The organism is Methylophaga sp. OBS4 (genome assembly GCF_026319305.1).
Lineage (GTDB): Bacteria > Pseudomonadota > Gammaproteobacteria > Nitrosococcales > Methylophagaceae > Methylophaga.
Genome location: NZ_JAPDMV010000026.1, coordinates 25,902 through 45,303, shown reverse-complemented (window position 1 = coordinate 45,303; position 19,402 = coordinate 25,902). Strand labels below are relative to the sequence as shown.

20 protein-coding genes are annotated in these 19,402 nt (G+C 49.4%); 5 read left to right on the top strand and 15 right to left on the bottom strand.

Going from position 1 to position 19,402, the window contains the following annotated elements; genetic code table 11:
- From OMP95_RS09390 to dapC, 3 genes are all read right to left on the bottom strand, one after another.
- On the bottom strand, positions 1-253 hold a 253-nt coding region (locus OMP95_RS09390), incomplete at its 3' end, for a Spx/MgsR family RNA polymerase-binding regulatory protein (protein WP_266328139.1).
- Between the two features lie 160 nt (positions 254-413).
- Positions 414-1,235: a 2,3,4,5-tetrahydropyridine-2,6-dicarboxylate N-succinyltransferase gene (gene dapD / locus OMP95_RS09385; protein ID WP_266328137.1), complete on the bottom strand. Its 822-nt coding sequence runs from the start codon at positions 1,233-1,235 to the stop codon at positions 414-416.
- A gap of 21 nt (positions 1,236-1,256) precedes the next feature.
- On the bottom strand, positions 1,257-2,450 hold the full coding sequence (dapC, locus tag OMP95_RS09380) for a succinyldiaminopimelate transaminase (protein ID WP_266328135.1): 1,194 nt from the start codon (positions 2,448-2,450) through the stop codon (positions 1,257-1,259).
- A 71-nt stretch (positions 2,451-2,521) separates the two neighbouring features.
- Between dapC and OMP95_RS09375 the strand changes: the two genes are divergently transcribed.
- Together OMP95_RS09375 and OMP95_RS09370 are read left to right on the top strand one after the other, a co-directional pair.
- Entirely contained in the window at positions 2,522-3,406 is an 885-nt protein-coding gene (locus OMP95_RS09375) for a DMT family transporter (RefSeq protein ID WP_266328133.1), read from the top strand.
- Between the two features lie 202 nt (positions 3,407-3,608).
- Positions 3,609-3,998 (top strand): VOC family protein, encoded by a 390-nt coding sequence (locus tag OMP95_RS09370; RefSeq protein ID WP_266328131.1) that lies wholly within the window; start codon positions 3,609-3,611, stop codon positions 3,996-3,998.
- A gap of 335 nt (positions 3,999-4,333) precedes the next feature.
- On the opposite strand, the gene ttcA is transcribed toward OMP95_RS09370, so the two are convergent.
- The 3 genes from ttcA to mobA are packed head-to-tail and all read right to left on the bottom strand — an operon-like array spanning position 4,334 to position 7,574.
- Positions 4,334-5,197: a tRNA 2-thiocytidine(32) synthetase TtcA gene (gene ttcA / locus OMP95_RS09365; protein ID WP_266328129.1), complete on the bottom strand. Its 864-nt coding sequence runs from the start codon at positions 5,195-5,197 to the stop codon at positions 4,334-4,336.
- A complete protein-coding gene (locus OMP95_RS09360) occupies positions 5,197-6,456 on the bottom strand; it encodes a bifunctional molybdopterin-guanine dinucleotide biosynthesis adaptor protein MobB/molybdopterin molybdotransferase MoeA (RefSeq protein ID WP_266328147.1) in 1,260 nt (419 codons plus the stop codon). Before OMP95_RS09360 ends, ttcA begins: the two co-directional genes overlap by 1 nt.
- Positions 6,457-6,458: 2 nt before the next feature.
- Positions 6,459-7,574, bottom strand: a complete 1,116-nt coding sequence (gene mobA, locus OMP95_RS09355; RefSeq protein WP_266328127.1) for a molybdenum cofactor guanylyltransferase MobA — start codon at positions 7,572-7,574, stop codon at positions 6,459-6,461.
- A gap of 38 nt (positions 7,575-7,612) precedes the next feature.
- Between mobA and OMP95_RS09350 the strand changes: the two genes are divergently transcribed.
- A complete protein-coding gene (locus OMP95_RS09350) occupies positions 7,613-8,257 on the top strand; it encodes a retropepsin-like aspartic protease family protein (protein WP_266328125.1) in 645 nt (214 codons plus the stop codon).
- A 99-nt stretch (positions 8,258-8,356) separates the two neighbouring features.
- On the opposite strand, the gene folE2 is transcribed toward OMP95_RS09350, so the two are convergent.
- The 5 genes from folE2 to OMP95_RS09325 are packed head-to-tail and all read right to left on the bottom strand — an operon-like array spanning position 8,357 to position 12,575.
- The gene (gene folE2, locus OMP95_RS09345) at positions 8,357-9,169 is read right to left on the bottom strand and encodes a GTP cyclohydrolase FolE2 (protein ID WP_266328123.1); all 813 of its coding nucleotides are present in this window, start codon (positions 9,167-9,169) and stop codon (positions 8,357-8,359) included.
- A gap of 6 nt (positions 9,170-9,175) precedes the next feature.
- Positions 9,176-9,556, bottom strand: coding sequence for a 6-carboxytetrahydropterin synthase QueD (gene queD / locus OMP95_RS09340; RefSeq protein WP_266328121.1), 381 nt, complete (start codon positions 9,554-9,556; stop codon positions 9,176-9,178).
- A 43-nt stretch (positions 9,557-9,599) separates the two neighbouring features.
- On the bottom strand, positions 9,600-11,423 hold the full coding sequence (gene dxs / locus OMP95_RS09335) for a 1-deoxy-D-xylulose-5-phosphate synthase (protein ID WP_266328119.1): 1,824 nt from the start codon (positions 11,421-11,423) through the stop codon (positions 9,600-9,602).
- A gap of 13 nt (positions 11,424-11,436) precedes the next feature.
- Positions 11,437-12,303, bottom strand: a complete 867-nt coding sequence (gene ispA, locus OMP95_RS09330; RefSeq protein WP_266328145.1) for a (2E,6E)-farnesyl diphosphate synthase — start codon at positions 12,301-12,303, stop codon at positions 11,437-11,439.
- A 26-nt stretch (positions 12,304-12,329) separates the two neighbouring features.
- Positions 12,330-12,575 (bottom strand): exodeoxyribonuclease VII small subunit, encoded by a 246-nt coding sequence (locus OMP95_RS09325; protein WP_266328117.1) that lies wholly within the window; start codon positions 12,573-12,575, stop codon positions 12,330-12,332.
- Positions 12,576-12,959: 384 nt separating this feature from the next.
- Between OMP95_RS09325 and ribF the strand changes: the two genes are divergently transcribed.
- Positions 12,960-13,895: a bifunctional riboflavin kinase/FAD synthetase gene (ribF, locus tag OMP95_RS09320; protein ID WP_266328115.1), complete on the top strand. Its 936-nt coding sequence runs from the start codon at positions 12,960-12,962 to the stop codon at positions 13,893-13,895.
- A 217-nt stretch (positions 13,896-14,112) separates the two neighbouring features.
- On the opposite strand, the gene OMP95_RS09315 is transcribed toward ribF, so the two are convergent.
- The 3 genes from OMP95_RS09315 to OMP95_RS09305 all read right to left on the bottom strand — a co-directional run bounded on the left by OMP95_RS09315 (position 14,113) and on the right by OMP95_RS09305 (position 15,941).
- Entirely contained in the window at positions 14,113-14,604 is a 492-nt protein-coding gene (locus OMP95_RS09315) for a group I truncated hemoglobin (protein WP_266328113.1), read from the bottom strand.
- Between the two features lie 200 nt (positions 14,605-14,804).
- Entirely contained in the window at positions 14,805-15,383 is a 579-nt protein-coding gene (locus tag OMP95_RS09310) for an HD domain-containing protein (RefSeq protein WP_266328111.1), read from the bottom strand.
- 84 nt (positions 15,384-15,467) lie between these two features.
- The gene (locus tag OMP95_RS09305; RefSeq protein ID WP_266328109.1) at positions 15,468-15,941 is read right to left on the bottom strand and encodes an aminoacyl-tRNA deacylase; all 474 of its coding nucleotides are present in this window, start codon (positions 15,939-15,941) and stop codon (positions 15,468-15,470) included.
- 226 nt (positions 15,942-16,167) lie between these two features.
- Here OMP95_RS09305 and OMP95_RS09300 point away from each other — a divergent pair, with 226 nt between their 5' ends.
- A complete protein-coding gene (locus tag OMP95_RS09300) occupies positions 16,168-17,961 on the top strand; it encodes an adenosylcobalamin-dependent ribonucleoside-diphosphate reductase (protein WP_266328107.1) in 1,794 nt (597 codons plus the stop codon).
- Positions 17,962-18,225: 264 nt separating this feature from the next.
- On the opposite strand, the gene OMP95_RS09295 is transcribed toward OMP95_RS09300, so the two are convergent.
- Positions 18,226-19,242 carry a DUF2235 domain-containing protein gene (locus tag OMP95_RS09295; protein ID WP_266328104.1) on the bottom strand — a complete coding sequence of 339 codons (1,017 nt, stop codon included), beginning with the start codon at positions 19,240-19,242 and terminating at the stop codon, positions 18,226-18,228.
- Positions 19,243-19,402: the final 160 nt, after the last annotated feature.

Here is a 19,402-nt window from a genome sequence, read left to right as displayed (position 1 = left end):
GGTTTTTCAGCATCAGCGCTATGGCGGTTTGCTGGTCGAGATGCTCTTTACGGCTGTCTTCCAGTTGACGCCAGGTAGTGCCGCGTTTGTTCAGCAAGGTCTCCCAACTGACCGATGTGAGCCAGCCTTCGATAGTAGCTTGATCCAGCCCCTCTTTACGAAAGTCATGGAATTGATAAGCCACATTATTTTCATCCAGCCAGCGGCGGGCCTTTTTCACGGTATCGCAATTTTTGATGCCAAATAAAATCATATCAATACGCTTCTGTCCCTGATGGCGCCCACACAGGATTGCGGGTGCCGGATGTTGTGGAACTTTTGTAGGAGCGGCTTTAGCCAGTATAAAGGTTCCCACGCAAGAGCGTGGGAACCAGCGTAATAGGCTCGGCTATATCAAACCTAACGTGACCGTATTAAATATCACGCAGTAATTCATTTATGCCAACTTTGCCGCGGGTTTTCTCGTCCACCTGCTTGACGATCACTGCGCAATACAGGCTGTAAGTACCGTCTTTGGATGGCAGGTTGCCGGACACAACAACCGAACCGGCAGGAATACGACCGTAAGAAATTTCGCCGGTCATACGGTTGAAGATCTTGGTACTTTGGCCGATGTAGACACCCATTGAAATGACTGAACCTTCTTCAACGATCACGCCTTCAACAACCTCGGAGCGGGCGCCGATAAAGCAGTTATCTTCAATGATAGTTGGACCTGCTTGCAGTGGCTCAAGAACACCACCGATACCAACACCGCCGGACAAGTGCACGTTTTTGCCGATTTGGGCGCAGCTGCCCACTGTCGCCCAAGTATCGACCATGGTACCGGAATCGACATAAGCACCGATATTGACGTAGGAAGGCATCAATACAACGCCTGGCGCAATGTAGGAACCACGACGCACAGCTGCGGGCGGTACCACCCGTACACCGGCTTTATTGAAATCATCTTCGTTAAAACTGGCGAATTTGGGATCAACTTTATCGAAGTAATTAGTTTCGCTGCCAGCCATGATTTTGTTGTCATTGAGACGAAAAGACAGCAATACGGCTTTTTTCAGCCACTGATTGACGATCCAGTCACCATTTTGTTTTTCAGCGACGCGGGCAGAGCCGTTGTCCAGCATGGCCAGCGCTTCGTTGACGGCATTTCTGACGTCGGCATCGGCATTGGACGGGTTGATTTCAGCACGGCGCTCAAAGGCTTCTTCAATAATCTGTTGAATATCGCTCATGATATTACTGTCTCCATTGATTTATAAACTTTTGATAAGACTGCGAATTCGCTTCGCAGCTTCAATACATTCTTCCAGCGGCGCCACCAATGCCATGCGCACACGATTGGATCCCGGGTTACCTTGTTGAGTATCTCGCGCCAGATAGCTGCCGGGTAAAACGGTCACATTCTGCTGTTCAAACAGCAGACGGGCAAATACGGTGTCGGCGATCGGCGTTTCTGCCCACAGATAAAACCCTGCCTGCGGCATATTTACATTCATAACCGGTGACAGGATTTCCAGCACTGCCTTGAATTTTTCCTGATAGAGCTCGCGGTTGTGTTTAACATGTGCTTCATCCTGCCAGGCAACGATGGAAGCCGCTTGGGTAGCCGGTGGCATCGAACAACCGTGATAGGTGCGATAACGCAGGAATTGTTTCAAAATACCGGCATCCCCGGCGACAAAACCGCTGCGCAAACCCGGTGCATTAGAGCGCTTGGACAGGCTGTGGAATACCACACACCGGCTTAAATCCGTGTAACCTGCCTGATAAGCTGCTTGCAACAAGCCGACCGGGGCTGCACCTTCTTCATTATAAATTTCTGAATAACACTCATCTGCGGCGATTACAAAGTCATGCAAATGAGCCAGTTCGATAAGCTGGACCAGCGTGTTTTGATCGATGACCGCGCCAGTGGGATTGCCCGGGCTGCATATATACAACAACTGACAGCGTTGCCAGACTTCGCTGCTGACAGCATTAAAGTCCGGGATAAAATTATTTTCCGCATTACAGTTGAGGTAATACGGTTCGGCCCCGGCCAGAATCGCTGCACCTTCATAGATCTGATAAAACGGATTAGGCATCAGAACCAGCGGTCTTCGGCTAGCGTCGACAATAGTTTGAGCAAACGCAAACAAAGCTTCACGGGTGCCATTTACCGGCAACACCTGAGTCATCGCATTGATATGACCCTCTAGCTGAAAACGCTGATCCAGCCAGGTGGCAATGGCATGGCGCAGCTTATTAGTGCCTGCGGTGGTCGGATAAATGGACAGGCCATGCAGATGGGTGATGACCTCCTCAGTAATAAAACCGGGCGTCGGATGTTTGGGCTCACCAATTGACAACGCGATATGCGATTTATCTTCAGGCGGTACACACCCTTGTTTCAACTGTGCCAGTTTTTCGAAGGGGTAAGGATGTAATTTGGCCAGTTCCGGATTCATAACTACCAGGGTTTAATGAAAATCAGACTATTATAACGGGTTGGGTGCTACTCGTGTTATAAGGTGTCGCCATGACCTCAGTTAATACCAAAGAATACTATTTAGCCATTAGCGCGATCCTTTTTGCTTCAGCCATGTGGGGGCTGATCTGGTATCCGATGCGATTGCTGGAACAGGCCGGATTACCGGTGGTGTGGAGTACGCTGGTGATGTATGTTACCGCGGCGATAGTGGCTACCGCCCAACTTTGGAGTATTCGTCATCAACTGACTACCCGCTGGCCGGTAGATTTATGGTTTCTGGCGCTGGCAGCAGGGGCCACTAATATTGCTTTTCTGGTCGCGTTGATTGAAGGCGAAGTATTACGGGTCATGCTGTTATTTTATCTCTCGCCTTTGTGGTCCGTATTATTAGGCCGCTGGTGGTTGGGGGAAAGAATTTCCCGCTTTTCTATGCTGATGATCATGATTGCCATGTTTGGCACTTTCATGATGTTGTGGCACCCGCAAATAGGCTGGCCATGGCCACACGGTCCGGCAGACTGGCTGGCGCTTTTTGCCAGCGTGGCATTTTCCATAAACAACGTGCTCAGCCGTAAACTGGCCCTGGTAGCGATGGAAGTGAAAACCACGGTGGTGTACTGGGGAGTGGTAGTGGTGGCAGTAGCCGTGTTGTTGACACAGCAGTCGGCCGTGCCGGATGTGAGCCTGAACTTGTGGGGAACAGTGGTGATAATCGGTGGTTTGTGTATCAGTGCCATGACCGTATCTGTTCTGTACGGGCTGGCCAGAATGCCGGTTTTCCGGGCGGCTATCCTGATGTTATTCGAGCTGCTGGTCGCGGCGTTATCCGCCTGGTGGTTGACCAGTGAACGTATGTCATCTGTTGAGTGGGTGGGGGGAATCCTGATCTTTATTGCCGCATATGGCATCGCCCGAAGTGGTAAATACAGTTAACGCCTGAGCTTTGGGCTAAATCCAGGTTGTTTCGGTATCAAGCTGCTTCGCGTTAAACTAGGAGTCCTACAGACTCCAGGTACTTAAACTTATAATTTATAAGTCTAAGTACTGTTATCAACGGTGTTAGTGCCATGACGCTGATGTTTATTTTGCTGTCTAACAAACAGCTTTTTCTTCAACAATCTTTTAGGTCTCAAGCATGATTAAATCAATTGCCCATGCCAGTTTTCTGGTGGAAGATGTGCAACGATCACTGGCATTTTATTGCGATGTTCTGCAAATCCCGCTTAACCCCAATCGTCCTGATTTTGGCTTTGACGGTGCCTGGCTGGATATTGGCAGTCATGGCCAGCAGTTGCATTTGATGAAGCTGCCCAATCCGGATGCAGCCACGGAGCGCCCACAGCATGGTGGTCGTGATCGTCATGTGGCACTGGTGGTGGATGATTTGGAAAAGCTGGCCGAAAGACTGGAAGCGGCAGGTATAACATTTTCGCGCAGTAAGTCAGGCCGCGCCGCATTTTTCTGTCGGGATCCTGATGGTAATGCTTTGGAGTTCTCCGAAGATTTCACGCCGCCGACAAAATAATGACTGATAGTAGTTATCTGTACCGAGTTTTACCGGCTACACGACCTTTCAATTAGATTCAAGGCGCACAAAAACGGGGGGTTAACAGGCTTTCAATGACTTACAGAGTTACCCACATTTTCTGTGGATAACTCTGTGGTTAAGTGTTGTGAAAATCGCTAAGTCATTATTCTGTAACAAGCCGCTCAGTGATGGTTAAAAATCGACCACAAAATTAAGTATATAAAAAACAGTTACTTATATTTGTTTTTATCGAATTCAACAACTTAGCGCCGGTTGTTATCATTAACTTGTAATATCCAGCTTAACTGGTGATAACTTTGTGACGGAAACTGTTATCGGGCCAGTGCCGGAAATTGCATATCATCAAACACCGGATCCTCATCACCGGTTGACGCTTGTCGTTGTAATTCCAGCTCATGGAAGTTAAACAGATCGGTATCTGCCAGTTGGGATGGTGACAGGTTCTGGATACTGCGGAAGATATTTTCCAGCCGGCCCGGATGTTGTTTTTCCCAGTTTTGCAGCATGTCTTTGATGATTTGACGTTGCAGGTTTTCCTGTGAACCACACAGATTGCATGGGATGATGGGGAATTGCATAGCCTCGGCGTAGCGGGCAATATCGGCTTCTTTAGCGTAACTGAGCGGGCGGATGACGATATTGGTTTTGTCATCGCTTAGCAGCTTGGGCGGCATCGCTTTTATTTTGCTGCCGTAAAACATGTTCAGAAACAGGGTTTCGATAATATCGTCACGATGATGGCCCAGCGCAATCTTGGTAATGCCGTTTTGACGGGCATAACCGTATAAAGATCCGCGGCGCAGGCGGGAACAGATACCACACGTAGTCTTACCTTCCGGTACCACTTCTTTGACGATGCTGTAGGTGTCTTTTTCAATGATATGGTAAGGCACGCCAATCGAAGACAAATATTCGGGCAATACCTCTTCCGGAAAGCCCGGTTGTTTCTGATCAAGGTTGACTGCGATCAATTCGAAATCAACCGGTGCATGATCTCGCAGGTTCAGTAGAATATCGAGCAGGGTGTAACTGTCTTTGCCGCCTGACAGACAGACCATGACTTTGTCGCCATCCTGAATCATATTGTAGTCAGCGATAGCCTGACCTACCTGACGACGCAGGCGTTTACGCAGTTTATTAAACTCACGCTGTTGTTTTACTAATAAATCACTCATTAAACGAAACCAGCAAAAGGTTGTACGGTGACAGTCATGCCCGGTTCGATACCGTCAGATGTTTCATCCAGCAGGATAAAACAGTTCGCCACACTCATAGAGCGAAGAATACCGGAGCCCTGCTGCCCGGTGGTACGAACCCTGAGTTCACCATTTTCATCTTCGAATAATATGCCACGTTGAAATTCAAAGCGGCCCGGACGCTTGCGGATTGTACTCTCAGTTTTAACCTGCATTAACGGTACCGGATGCGTCTTTTCCCCTGTCATTTGTTTCAAGGCGGGTTGTACAAACTGGTAAAAGGTGACCATCACTGAAACCGGGTTGCCGGGCAGACCAAAAAACGACGCAGTTCCTATTTTACCAAATGCCAGAGGCCGGCCCGGTTTCATCGCAATTTTCCAGAAATTGACCTGGCCCAATTCAGCCAGCATTTCCTTAACATAATCGGCATCACCTACCGATACGCCCCCGGAAGTGATCACCACATCGGCCTCAGCCGCAGCCTGCTGTAAAGCCTGTTTAAGTGCGGCTTTTTCGTCCGCGACCACCCCCATATCCATCACTTCCACATCAAGCCGTTTCAGCATGCCGTAGAGCGTGTAACGGTTACTGTCGTAGATTTGGCCGGGTTCGAGCTGTTCACCAATGGAGCGCAGCTCATCACCGGTGGAAAAAAACGCCACACGCAGACGACGTTTGACAATCACTTCGCCAATGCCCAAAGAGGCAATCAGCCCCATATCGGCCGGGGTGATTCTGTGACCAGCCGGTAACACGGCATCGCCGGCCTGGATATCTTCACCGGCCATACGCACATTTTGGCCGGCCTTTTGTTTGCCATGTACGGTGATGAGGTTATCCTTGACTTCAACATGTTCCTGCATAATGACGGTGTCGCATTCAGGCGGCATCATTGCGCCGGTCATAATCCGCACACATTCCCCTGCGTTAATATCGCCCTGATACGGTTGGCCGGCATAAGCAATACCGACTTGTTTGAGACTGAAAGCGTCGGGCTGCATATCTGCACTGCGAACAGCATAACCGTCCATTGCTGAGTTGTTGTGAGGTGGTACCTGCAGGGGTGAAATCACAGGCGCGTGTAATATCTGCCCCAAAGCCTCACGCAGAGCACATTTCTGCCAGGCATTCATCGGCGTGATTAATTGACTGATCTGGGCTCTGGCTTGTTCAACACTGAGGTTATTTTGTTCCTGTGGATCAGCACAGCTGGGTTGTGGAATAAATTCGGCCATCATCAAGCAGTCCCTGTATTCATAAAAAGTTCAATATAGTCCGCTATTGCATCAATATCATTCAGATCCAGCCGATCGATAGTGGCTGTTTCCGCGAGCTGGCTATCGCTGGCAATAGCTATGATGTACGGATCATCCTTGAATAACAACGGTTTGCCAAGGCTCGGACGATGCAATTCGATCTTGGGAAATACCTCGTGTTTGAATCCTTCCACCAGAATCAAATCCAGCTGGCTGTGATCCAGTCTCGGCAGTAATTCAGCAAGATTTGGATCTTTATCGTCACCGCTGTTTTTTTCTATCAAAGCCATCATTTTGGCCGAGGCAATCAGCATTTGTTGGGCACCGGCTTCGCGAATTTCGTAGCTGTCTTTGCCCGGCTTGTCGATATCGAAGTTGTGATGGGCATGTTTAATCACAGCGACCCGAATGCCGCGCTGAGTCAATTTGGGTAGTAACTGAGTCAGCAGCGTTGTTTTGCCGGTGCCGCTGAACGCGGAAAAACCTATCATCGGCAAAGGCGCTTTAATTGGATTGATCTGCTGCAGATCTTCAGGATGATTACAATTGATAAAGGTGTGCAACTGATCCGAAAAATCGACTTCCGCCAGTTTATATTGTGCCAGCCAGCGATCAATTTTGCGTTCGCCCTGTTGCAGGAAGTGTTTTAAATCCTGTTTGAGGCGACAGGGAATCAGGCAGAAAACAGGTTGCATTCTGTCGCCGTCACTCGCCACCGCAACTTCACTGTGAGAGAGAAGCAAGGTTTCCATCATACGTTGTCGCAAGTTAGGCGTAATGCTGGGGCTGTCACAAGGCGCAGTCAGAATGTAATCACTGTCAGTATTTTCCATCGCCGTCAGCATACCCGCCAGCGGGCCGTGAAAACCTTCAATGGAATCACTGACCACGGGATAACCAAACATCTGGTACTGGTCAATATTACGATTAGCGTTAATAATGAGGGTATCAACTTGTGGACGCATGGCCTCAATTGCATAGCTGACCATAGGTTTATGTTGATAATGGAGCAGGCCTTTATCCTCACCCCCCATGCGACGAGCCTGGCCTCCGGCGAGTATGACACCGGTCACGGAAGGATAGGGTTGTATATTCATTTTGTTGCGTATCAGAACCTGGATTAAATGGAAAAATCATGTCTAAATATTGGCTTACTGCGCTTATTATACTGTTAAATGCCGCGTCGACATGGGCTGAAGAACTCGATATTGTAGTTGTTGGCTTATTTGCTGACCAGGCGGTGGTTGAGATCAACAAAAAACAGCACCTGCTTAAAGTAGGCAAAACAACACCTGAAGGGGTCAAGCTGATTTCTGCTAACAGTCAGAGTGCCGTACTGGAAGTCAATGGCAAACAACAAACCTATCTGCTGGGGAATCATATCGGCAGCAACTATACTGCGGCACCTGCCCAGCCCGAGGTCAGCCTCTGGCCCACCAACGGTATGTATCTCACGACTGGTACGATCAACGGTTACGCGGTTGATTTCCTGGTTGATACCGGGGCCTCTGCCGTGGCATTGAATGCAGCGACAGCTAAAAGACTGGGACTGGATTATCTGCGCGGTCAGGCCATAGCGGTTAAAACGGCCTCAGGGATAGAAATGGCTTATAAGGTCCAGCTGGACTATGTACAGTTGCAAGAAATCAAGCTCTACAACGTCGGCGCAATGGTTATTGACGGTCCCGAGCCGACAACGGCGCTGTTGGGTATGACCTTTCTGGGACAGCTGGATATGCAGCACAATGGTGAACGACTGGATTTAAGACAGAAATTCTGACACCGCCATTTTGAGGTTGATTGAGTATATAACCCACAAATAAAAAAGCCCGCAAGCAATGCTAGCGGGCATTTTTTGTTAAATGCGGTAACTTGTTGTTCAGTCAAAGCCTTTTGAAATCAGCGCATAAGCCGAGTGGTTATGAATTGATTCGAAGTTTTCCGACTCGACGATATAAGCATCAATACGTTTGTCTTCATTCAGTTTGGCGGCGATATCACGCACCATGTCTTCAACAAATTTCGGATTATCGTAGGCATGCTCAGTGACATATTTCTCGTCCGGGCGTTTCAGCAAGCCGAAAATTTCGCAAGAAGCTTGTTTTTCCACCAGATCAATCAGATCTTCAATCCAGACAAAGCTGTGCACTCGTACCGTCAGTGTGACATGAGAGCGTTGGTTGTGAGCGCCATAGTCAGAGATATTTTTTGAACATGGGCACAGGCTGGTCACCGGTATGATGACTTTAACTGACATAGCCGTTTTCTCGCCGATGATTTCGCCGATAAAGCTGACCTGGTAATCCATCAGGCTTCTCACGCCAGTGATAGGCGCTGCCTTATTGACAAAATAGGGGAAACTCATCTCGATATAGCCGGATTCAGCATCCAGACGCTCGGTCATTTCGCCCATCATTTCACGGAAAGACTTAACAGTGATTTCACGTTCGTGCTGATTCAGAATTTCAACAAAGCGTGACATATGTGTGCCTTTGAACTGGTGCGGCAGGTTCACATACATATTGAAATTAGCAATAGTGTGCTGTTCACCGGTAGTACGGTCGCTGACCTTGACCGGATGTTTAATGTCTTTGATGCCGACTTTATCAATCGCAATTTTGCGCTGATCGGCGATATTTTGTACGTCTTCAATTTCATTGTGACGTTCAGGTTTCACTTGGCTAGTGGTCATATTGAATTAATCCTCGCTATATCTTACGCAGGCGCGATCTGTTTCCCACAGGGTAACACCTGAAATCTTGGCTGTATCGTTGTTGAGCGTATCACTCAGCATCTGGTAGAAATATTGAGCAATGTTCTCAGCTGTCGGGTTAATGGTATCGAATGGTGGGATATCATTCAGATAACGGTGATCCAACGTTTTAGCCAGTTCCCGGGTGGCTGTTTTAATGGTTTTGAAATCCATGCCCATGCCATGTTGGTTCAACGCGGTTGCCGTGACTTCAACTTCAAGTTTCCAGTTGTGGCCATGCATCCGCCGGCAATCTCCCGGGTAGTCTCTCAGGGTGTGGGCCGACGCAAAATCTGCCAGGATTTTCAGGGTGTAAGTTGCACTCATAATGTTGACTATTATACTCAGGAATCGTTCTCGAGGACAGGTATTATGCCGTAAAGTACTGATTAATGGTACGGATAATGCCTGGTGCATCGAGTCCGCAATCGCTCAGCATCTGTTGGTGAACGCCATGATCGATAAAACTGTCAGGCAGGCCCATCAGTCTGATTGGCACCGGATGGTTGATAGCACGCAGATATTCATTCACTGCGCTGCCGGCACCGCCCATCAACGCGTTTTCTTCAATGGTGACAACGAGTTCATGGCTGTCTGCCAGCATTTTGATGATCTCAGTATCCAGCGGTTTGACGAAACGCATATTGACCACGGTAGCATTGATTTGTGCTGCCGCTTCAATAGCCGCTGGTACCATACTGCCGAAGGCCAGAATCGCGACTTTTTCGCCCTGATGTTTTACCTCGGCTTTACCTATTTCGATGGTTGTCAGTTTCGGCTCAATAGCTTTGCCGGTACCGCTGCCGCGTGGATAACGTACGGCACAGGGGCCGTTGTGGTGAAAACCGGTGGTCAGCATTTGCCTGCATTCATTTTCGTCGGCGGGTGCCATTACCACCATATTGGGAATACAGCGCAGATAGCTCAGATCGAAGCTGCCTGCATGGGTCGGGCCGTCAGCACCGACCAGGCCGGCGCGATCAATGGCAAATAACACCGGCAGATTTTGCAGCGCAACATCATGAATTAACTGATCATAAGCACGTTGCAGAAAAGTTGAATAAATCGCCACTACCGGCTTTTTGCCTTCACAGGCCAGACCGGCCGCCAGGGTGACCGAATGCTGTTCGGCAATACCGACATCGAAATAGCGTTCCGGGTAGTCTTCAGCAAAACGGTTCAGCCCCGAACCTTCACACATGGCGGGAGTAATGCCGATCAAATCCGGGTCTTGTTTTGCCATATCGCAAAGCCAGCGGCCAAAGACCTGGGTATAACTGGGACCGGATGACTTGCTGTTAGCCGGGCTGACACCGTGGTACTTGCAGGGCTGTTGTTCAGCCGGTTCATACCCTTTGCCTTTTTTGGTGACAATATGCAGAAACTGCGGGCCTTTACGCGCGCGCAGATTGGTCAGGGTGGCAATCAAGGTATCCAGATCATGGCCATCAATCGGGCCGATATAGTTGAAGCCCATTTCTTCGAATAAGGTGCCGGGAACAACCATGCCTTTCATATGTTCTTCAGCGCGGCGGGCGATTTCCCAGGCAGGCGGGATTTTTTCCAGCACGCGTTTACTGCCTTCACGTGCTGAAGCGTAAAACTTGCCGGAGAGCAGTTTTGCCAGATAATTGGCCATGCCGCCCACATTCCTGGAAATAGACATTTCATTGTCGTTGAGCACCACCAGCAGGTTGGCATTTAAATCACCGGCATGTGCCAATGCTTCATAAGCCTGGCCTGCGGTCAAAGCCCCATCGCCGATCACAGCGACGGCATGACGTGGATCATTATTAGCCTGGGCCGCGATGGCCATACCTAAAGCGGCGCTGATGGAGGTGCTGGAATGGCCCACTCCGAAGGTGTCATATTCACTTTCGCTACGCTTGGGAAAGCCGGACAAGCCACCGGGTTGACGCATGCTGTTCATCCGGTCCCGGCGTCCGGTCAGAATTTTATGCACATAACTCTGATGGCCGACATCCCAGACCAGCCGGTCTTCGGGGGTGTTGAATACATAATGCAAAGCCAACGTCAGTTCTATCACGCCGAGATTGGAGGAAATATGGCCGCCTGTTTGCTGAACACTGTCTACGATCAGCGATCTGAGCTCTTCGGCGAGTTGCGGCAACTGTTTTTTATCCAGCATTCGCAGGTCATCCGGGCTGTTAATTTGGGCGAGTAGGGTTTCCATCAATCTTGAGTTCTCAGTGTGAACGTTTCACAACGAACTGGGCCAAAGCTGCCAGTACTTCAGTATTACAGGGTAACTCTGCAAGCTGGCCAAGCGCTTTTTCAATCAGCGCCACCGCTTTCTGCTGGGCTTTTTCCAGCCCGAGCAAAGCAGGGTAGGTCGGTTTGTTTAACGCGATATCGGCACCTTGAGTTTTGCCTAATGTTTCAGTGTCGGCAATCACATCCAGCACATCATCCTGAACCTGGAAAGCCAGTCCGATACAGTCCGCATAGCGATCCAGACGCGCTAATGTTTCTTCTTTACAATTGGGAGCGGCTAATGCACCCAAGGCGACACTGGCACGAATCAATGCGCCAGTTTTGAGTTTATGCATCGCTTGCAAGGCATTGATATCCAGTTTTTTACCTACGGACTCCAGATCAATGGCTTGACCGCCAGCCATGCCATAGGCGCCGGAAGCCTGGGCTAGCCGTTTAACCATCTTACTTTGTTGTTGCGGAGTCAAAGCATCATCACACAGGGTCTCAAATGCCAGCGTCTGCAATGCGTCACCGACCAGCAAGGCTGTGGCTTCATCAAAAGCTTTATGACAGGTCGGACGGCCACGGCGCAAATCATCGTCATCCATGATCGGCATATCATCATGGACCAGGGAGTAAGCATGAATCATCTCTACAGCAGAAGCGGCAGCGTTCAGTGCGGCTTTATCGGCGCCCAAGGTTTCGCCCGTCGCATACACCAGCAAGGCACGTAATCTTTTACCGTTGCTTAAAGTGGCATAGCGCATGGCTTCGATTAAGCGATCTGAACTGTGCTGATTATTCGCTGCCAGACGTTTAGCAAGCACAAATTCGATCTGAGACTGATGTGCTTGCATCCAGTCGTTCAGGGGAAATTTTGGATTCACGATTCGTCGGATTCAGGATCAAAATCGACCATATTGGTTTGGCCGGATTGTTGTAACAGCATTTGTACCTTTTGTTCCGCTGCTTGCAAAGATTCCTGGCAGTCGCGTGTCAGTAACACCCCGCGTTCATAAAGTTTCAGTGATTCTTCAAGACTGATATCACCCTGTTCCAGACGTTCAACCAGCGCTTCCAGTTCTTTTACGGCTGCTTCATAATCCAGTTTTTTTCGTTTTGCCACCATGTGGGCCTCTAAACAAAATCTACTCAACGGCACATTGTATACCGACACAACCTGGAAATGTGCGTATCAGAGCCTATGAAAACAGCCAGAACAAGGTGCAGCCTGCAGCGAGTGGGGTTCTTTCCTTGGCAATGGCTGTAGCGCAGTTTCAGGCTCCCGCAAGGGCGAGGCGATAAGCTACCCTCTTCTTTGTCATATCTTGCAAGAGAAGAATTATTCCTGTGATGTTATGCCGGGAAAAGGGCAAGCTTCCTGTCTTGCTGATATCGCACATTTCCAGGTTGTGTCGGTATTTAAGGTAATCATCCGCGCATTGCCTGCTGGAATGTTTTCTTAATTGCCGTTAATCTGTTGCGTTGGACTTGACTCTAGTTATTGATACCTATGCTGAAAATCATCCGCAGTTTTCATAACCTGCCCAAATCATTTGAAGGTTGTGTTGCCACCATTGGTAATTTTGATGGTGTTCACCTGGGGCACCAGGCGGTGCTCGGGCAGCTTGCCATGAAGGGCGATATGCTCGGTTTGCCCGCTGTGGTGATTACTTTTGAACCGCAACCGTATGAATATTTTGTTCCGGACAAAGCGCCGGCACGGCTGACCAGATTCCGTGAAAAGGTCGAAGCACTACGTTGTTATTCGATCCACGCATTGTGCGTGTTGCGTTTCGATGAAAAACTCGCCCGTATGTCCGCGGAAGACTTTATTCAGAAACTGGTGGTGGAGGGACTCAAGGTACGCTACCTGGTCGTAGGTGATGATTTCCGTTTCGGCCGCCATCGTAATGGTGATTTCTCTTCGTTGCAAAAGGCCGGGCGGGAACATGGTTTCCAGGTGGTGAATATGCACACTTTTGCCATCGACCATATGCGGGTCAGTAGCACACGTATCCGAGATGCGCTCAGGGACGGCGATTTATCGCTGGCGGAAAAATTGTTGGGAAGGCCTTACCGGATGAGCGGCCGGGTGGCACATGGCGATAAGCGTGGACGCAAGATGGGTTTCCCCACTGCGAATATTCACCTGCATCGCTGTAAAATCCCGCTCAACGGCGTTTATGCAGTGCAATTGTTCGGTCTCGATGAAGAGCCGGTCAATGGCGTGGCTAATATCGGCATCAGGCCCACCATCGGGGGGGACAAGGCCCTGCTGGAAGTGCACTTGTTTGATTTTAACCGTGATATTTATGGTGAACACGTGCAGGTGCATTTCCTGCATAAGATCCGGGATGAACAAAAATTCGATGGGCTGCAAGCATTAACGGCCCAGATCGAACAGGACTGTCAGCAGGCCCGGGCGTATTTCAGCGAGTCGCTTTAACGCATCAATAACCGGCAGCCGAAACGTAGTGTAAGCCAGCATTTTCCGCGCAGGCGGAGATCCTGTTATTTACTTTCAATAGTGACTGGTTTAGTTAAGGAAAGCAGATCAATTCCTGTAGAGACAGGGCCGCACAGGAAGAACGAATTTGCTGCAGTTGTTAATACTGACATCAGCAGTTGGCATTATCTACCACTGCTGATGTCAGCTAATAACCTTATTCCATATCCATTTTAGCGATAACAATGTCAGCTTTTGTTGAATCGATAATCGCCAGCAACTCGGTCGTTTCTTGTTCAGGGACCTGGTGTTTGGCCAGCAGCTCTTTGAAGATGGTGACCATTCGCTCCCATTCCGTTTCTGAAATATTCAAGTGTGCGTGTGACTCTTTCATATCACGTCCGTGGTACTGGCAAGGGCCACCGGAGGCCTGACATACAAGGGCCGTCACATGATATTTGAGATAAGGTGTCGGCACACTTTTCCTGGCGGCATCGATTGCCGGATTCTCGTTAAGGATAGGATCAGGTACCAGTGCGTCCAGAAAGTCGCTGACGACAACTGAGATCGGGGCAAGACCGCCCAGTCGATCATAAAGGGATTCTTGCGTTTGCGTCTGTTCCTCTTGAGCGGATAAAGGTTGGAGTCCGGCCAGTAGCAGGGCGGTGATGATAACGAATGCTTTGGTTCTTATATTGTGTACATTCATAATTGGATCTCCCAGTATTATTGGGGAGCGGAGTGTGCCGCACCCCGGTATTCCGTTGTTATGCGGCCTTGATACAGCAGGTCTGCAACAGCGGGCGCGAACTCACGCTTTCAGGTGAGTGATATATCAGCAGCAGGAAAGGTAACTTCCCATATCAAATATTAAACCCGTAAGCCGGAAATTTCACGCAAGTGACGGAATTATTTCAGGATTCCCTGTGATACCGCATTTTCAAGCTTGTCTTTCAAGAGGTTCCAGAGAGCCTTGCTGCCAAGTTCAATACGGCTGTTCAACGACAGTACCTTTTCTTTCGGGACATTATGTTCAGACCAGCTGTGCCCGTTACCAAACAGGTTATGTAAGAGGGGAGGCACTCGGTCGATAGCACGGGCGTATTTGGCGTCAGCAGTTTCTCCGGCTTCGAACTCATACCAAAGCGCCATATATTGTTCGCTTTTACCTGCCGGTAGCAGATCCAATAACCGGTTTACGCCCGCAGCTTCCCGGTCTTTTTGTTCCCGTGTTTCACTGGCGTAGATAATAGTGTCGCCGGCATCGATTTCACCCAGATCGTGGATCAGCAGCATACGAATGACGCGATCGATATCGATATCGTCGTTGGCGTAGTCTTTGAGCATTAATGCCGACAGGCAGACATGCCAGCTGTGTTCGGCGGAGTTTTCGTATCTTTCCAGCCCGACCGGCCTGGTTTTACGGTGTACATTTTTGAGTTTTTCGATTTCGACAATAAAGTCCAACACTTGCTGAATTTCTTCCAATACCGGCTCCTTGAAATTACACGGCAAATACCTCCCGGCGCTGAGGTAGGGGAATACCTCAGCGTCAGGCCAGTTTAACCTGGACTATCTGGCGGGGGTGCTGAACCGTCCGTGACGACAGTCACCCAGCATCTTGTGAAAAGCTTGCCCGTCTACATGTACCAGATGCTCATGGTCGCCGGCTTCGAAATAAACATCAGACAACTGGTCCAGCGATTCATCGACCAGCGTTTCAACGCCATAAGCGTGACCGATAGGTGGGATAGCGCCCGGTTTACAATCTTCGAGCAGAGACTCGACTTTGTGAGTGGGCGCTACTTCGTATTGTTCGCCCATTTCGGCGGCGATACTATCAAGTTTGACCCGGCTGTCGGCCGGAATCACGACCATCAGGTATTCCCAACCATGTTTCAGTAATACGGCTTTGGCGAGCTGATTTTCATTCACATGTGCTGCGGCGGCGGTTTGGCGGCTGGAACTCGTTCTGGGGTGAGAACTCAGTTGAAATTCAATGCCTTTATCATCCAGATAGGTTTTGACAATGTCCGACATAATCATGTCTTTACCCTCCTAAGCCTTATTTCCTAATAAAAATAAAGGCTTATTCTTCTTTCGCTATTGATCTAGCTGATTACAAGGTATACCGTTTTAAAACGATTCCTGTACAAAATTATTGTACCACCGAAACAGTACTACACTAGTCATAAGAATTATAAGAAATGATGTTATTTCACTCTTTTTGTGAAAGGTAGCATCGGTCAATGCTGGATAAAGAGGGCCATCTATGATGAGCGATGAGTATGCATTGAACGATATTGCCAATCTGGTATGGGCCAGCAAATACCGCTTGCGGGGTACCGGTAAGGATGATAACTGCATTCAGGAAACCTGGGATCGTGTTGCCGAAGCACTGTCGGCCGTTGAACCTGTAGCCCAATCATCATGGGCGCAGCGTTTTCGATATTTGTTGTCAGAATGCAAGTTTCTGCCCGGTGGTCGGATTCTGGCTGGTGCCGGTACCGGTCGCAATGTGACTTTGTTCAATTGCTTTGTGATGGGGCAGATTGAGGATTCGATGAACGGGATCTTCGAGGCGTTGAAAGAAGGCGCGGTGACGATGCAGATGGGCGGCGGCGTCGGCTATGATTTTTCGACTTTGCGTCCCCGTGGCATGCCGGCTCGCCGGGTTGGCAGCACGGCTTCAGGGCCTGTTTCATTTATGCATATTTGGGACAGCATGTGTGCAACAGTGTTATCCAGCGGGTTTCGGCGCGGCGCGATGATGGCGACATTGCGTTGTGATCATCCTGATATCGAAACGTTCATCACTGCCAAACAGCAGCAAAATGTCTTGCGCCGCTTCAATCTTTCAGTATTGGTCAGTGATAAGTTGATACAAGCTGTAGAAAACGATGAAGATTGGTCGTTATTGTTTCCGGATCCGGCAGCGGCCGACGGTGAATCGGTAATGAGCCATTGGCCGGGCTATGATGGAGCGGTAAGGTGTCGGGTATTCAGGCGTCTGAAAGCACGTGACTTATGGCATCAGATCATAAGCGCAGCCTATGATTATGCTGAGCCGGGCGTATTGTTTATCGATCGCATTAATCAGTGGAACAATCTCTATTATTGTGAGCAAATCACCGCGACCAATCCTTGTGGTGAAATTCCGTTACAGCCTTATGGTTGCTGTAATCTGGGTTCAATTAACCTGACCCGATTTGTTCGCGAGCCGTTCACTTCAGCAGCCCGTATTGATATGCATGCGATTGAGGAGCATGTGCAGATAGCAGTGCGCCTGCTGGACAATGTAATCGAGTGTTCACTATATCCGTTACCGCAACAGCAAGATCAGGCCAGTGCAACACGTCGTATCGGAATGGGGATGACCGGGTTGGCCGATACGTTGATCATGCTGGGATTGTCTTATGGTGAAAACACAGGACGTGAGATGGCTGCCCGAATCATGGCAACAATTTGTCATCGTGCCTATCGCAGTTCTATTGAATTGGCAAAGGAAAAAGGGGTATTTCCCTTGTTTGACGCCGATGCGTATCTGCAATCCCCTTTTATAACTTCATTACCCAAGGATATTGTGCAGGGGATAAAACGTTATGGTCTTCGTAACAGTCATCTGCTGGCGATTGCGCCAACCGGCACGATTAGCTTGCTGGCCGGTAATGTTTCCAGTGGTGTCGAGCCGGTTTTTGCCCAAAGTTATAGCCGGCGGGTGATGACCGAAACAGGGGAACGTGACGTTCAGTTGCAGGATTATGCTGTGCAGCGGTGGCAACAAAAGGGCGAAGAAGGTCTGCCTCCGTTTTATACCGATGCTTCCCGACTTTCCCCCAGACAGCATCTTGATATGCAAGCGGCGTTGCAGCCTTTTGTCGACAATGCGATCTCAAAAACAGTTAATGTACCGCAGGACTGTGATTTTGCGATGTTTGAATCGCTTTATATGGACGCTTACCGCGTGGGGCTGAAAGGCTGTACTGTATTCCGGCCTAATCCGGTGAGCGGTGCGATTCTGCAAGGCTGTGCGCCGTGCGAGAGCGCCCCCGTTTCCCCAGGGTAAAGGGGGGCGATGATCCTAATTATTCTGCAATCGGCTCGGCTCTGTGAGTTGTACTTACGAGTTGAATCCGCGGAAGCATAAAAGTAAGGCTTGATTTCATATTACACAGTCCGGGGCGCTTAAATAGGTAACGCATAAGCCTGTTTGAACCCGGATCAAGAATCTGGCTTCCAGATTAAAAATTCGGGCTGGAATAAGAAGGTTGAAAGTGGGACGGGTTTCAGCTGAGGATTGCTATTCATTGATTGAGCAAGAGTGTTTACTTCAGTTCACCAGCTCCACTTGCGCCCAGTCGTGGTTCACCAAGTCCAAAAACCGGGTTAACGCTTTGCTTTTCTTGCGATAGTTTTGTGCATTATTGTCCCAGCGCTGCTTGACAGATTGGTGCACAAGACCTTTGACTTCACGGACATATTCCCGGCGCGCCAGGTAGATGCCTTTGCGTTCGTTATGTTGTTTGTCGCCGGGATCAGGGGAGAGACTGTTGATGAAATGGGGTTCGAACTCAAGGCTGCATTCTGCAGCTTCATTTAACATCCATTGCGCGGCGCAGTGACTCAGGCCGGATTCCTCATAACCACCGCCGATATCGCAATGCACGCCGGCAAACCAGACCTGTTTCAGATCGATATTGGCTTTGGGATCCCATAAGCTCGGTTCAAAATCCTGACGATTTTCATCGATGGAAACAGCATGACGCGCATGCTGAATAATCTTGCTGGGTTCCAGGTCGTGAAATAGAAATTCCTGTTTGCCCAGGTTGCCCCAGAAGGGCACCGGAATACCGAGGGCACCGACCGTATCCCAGACACCGACAAATTCGATCGGGGTAGTATCGGCAACGGCATATTTTTGCCGGAAGGTAACCGCCATCACTTCATCGGGACTGCTGGATTTGCTGCGTTTGCGGTAGAGTTGGTAGGCGGCCGGAATCTGGCTGGCATGTTCGCGTTTGAGCAGGCCGCAGTTGCGGATAAACCCTGCCAGTGAACGCACAGTGTAAGCGCTGCGGCTGAAACCGAAGAAAAACAGCTGATCGTTTGGATGGTAGTTGTGAACGATAAAGCGGTAACAGTCCATAATGTTTTTATCGATGCCGGCACCGGAAATGCCGCCCATCATTTTTTTGCGGTCAGTGCCGACGCCCCAGTCATAGAACACAACTTGTTCCTTATCGTTTGCTTCCGGTTTGACTGCACGGGCCATTTGCAGAACGTTAGTGGCGCCACCTTGTTCCGGTGAGTTCCATGTGCCATCGGCAAATATAATAATCCTTTTCATGTCCGCTCCCTCGCCATGATCCGTTATTACTGAGTCAAATATATACCGAAACAACCTGGAAATGCACGATATCAGCGAGACCTGTTCGGAGCTCTAGCTGTATGACTGAACATGTCAGGGGGAGCAGCATCTGCTCAGAGTGGTGCCGAAGGAGGGGCTA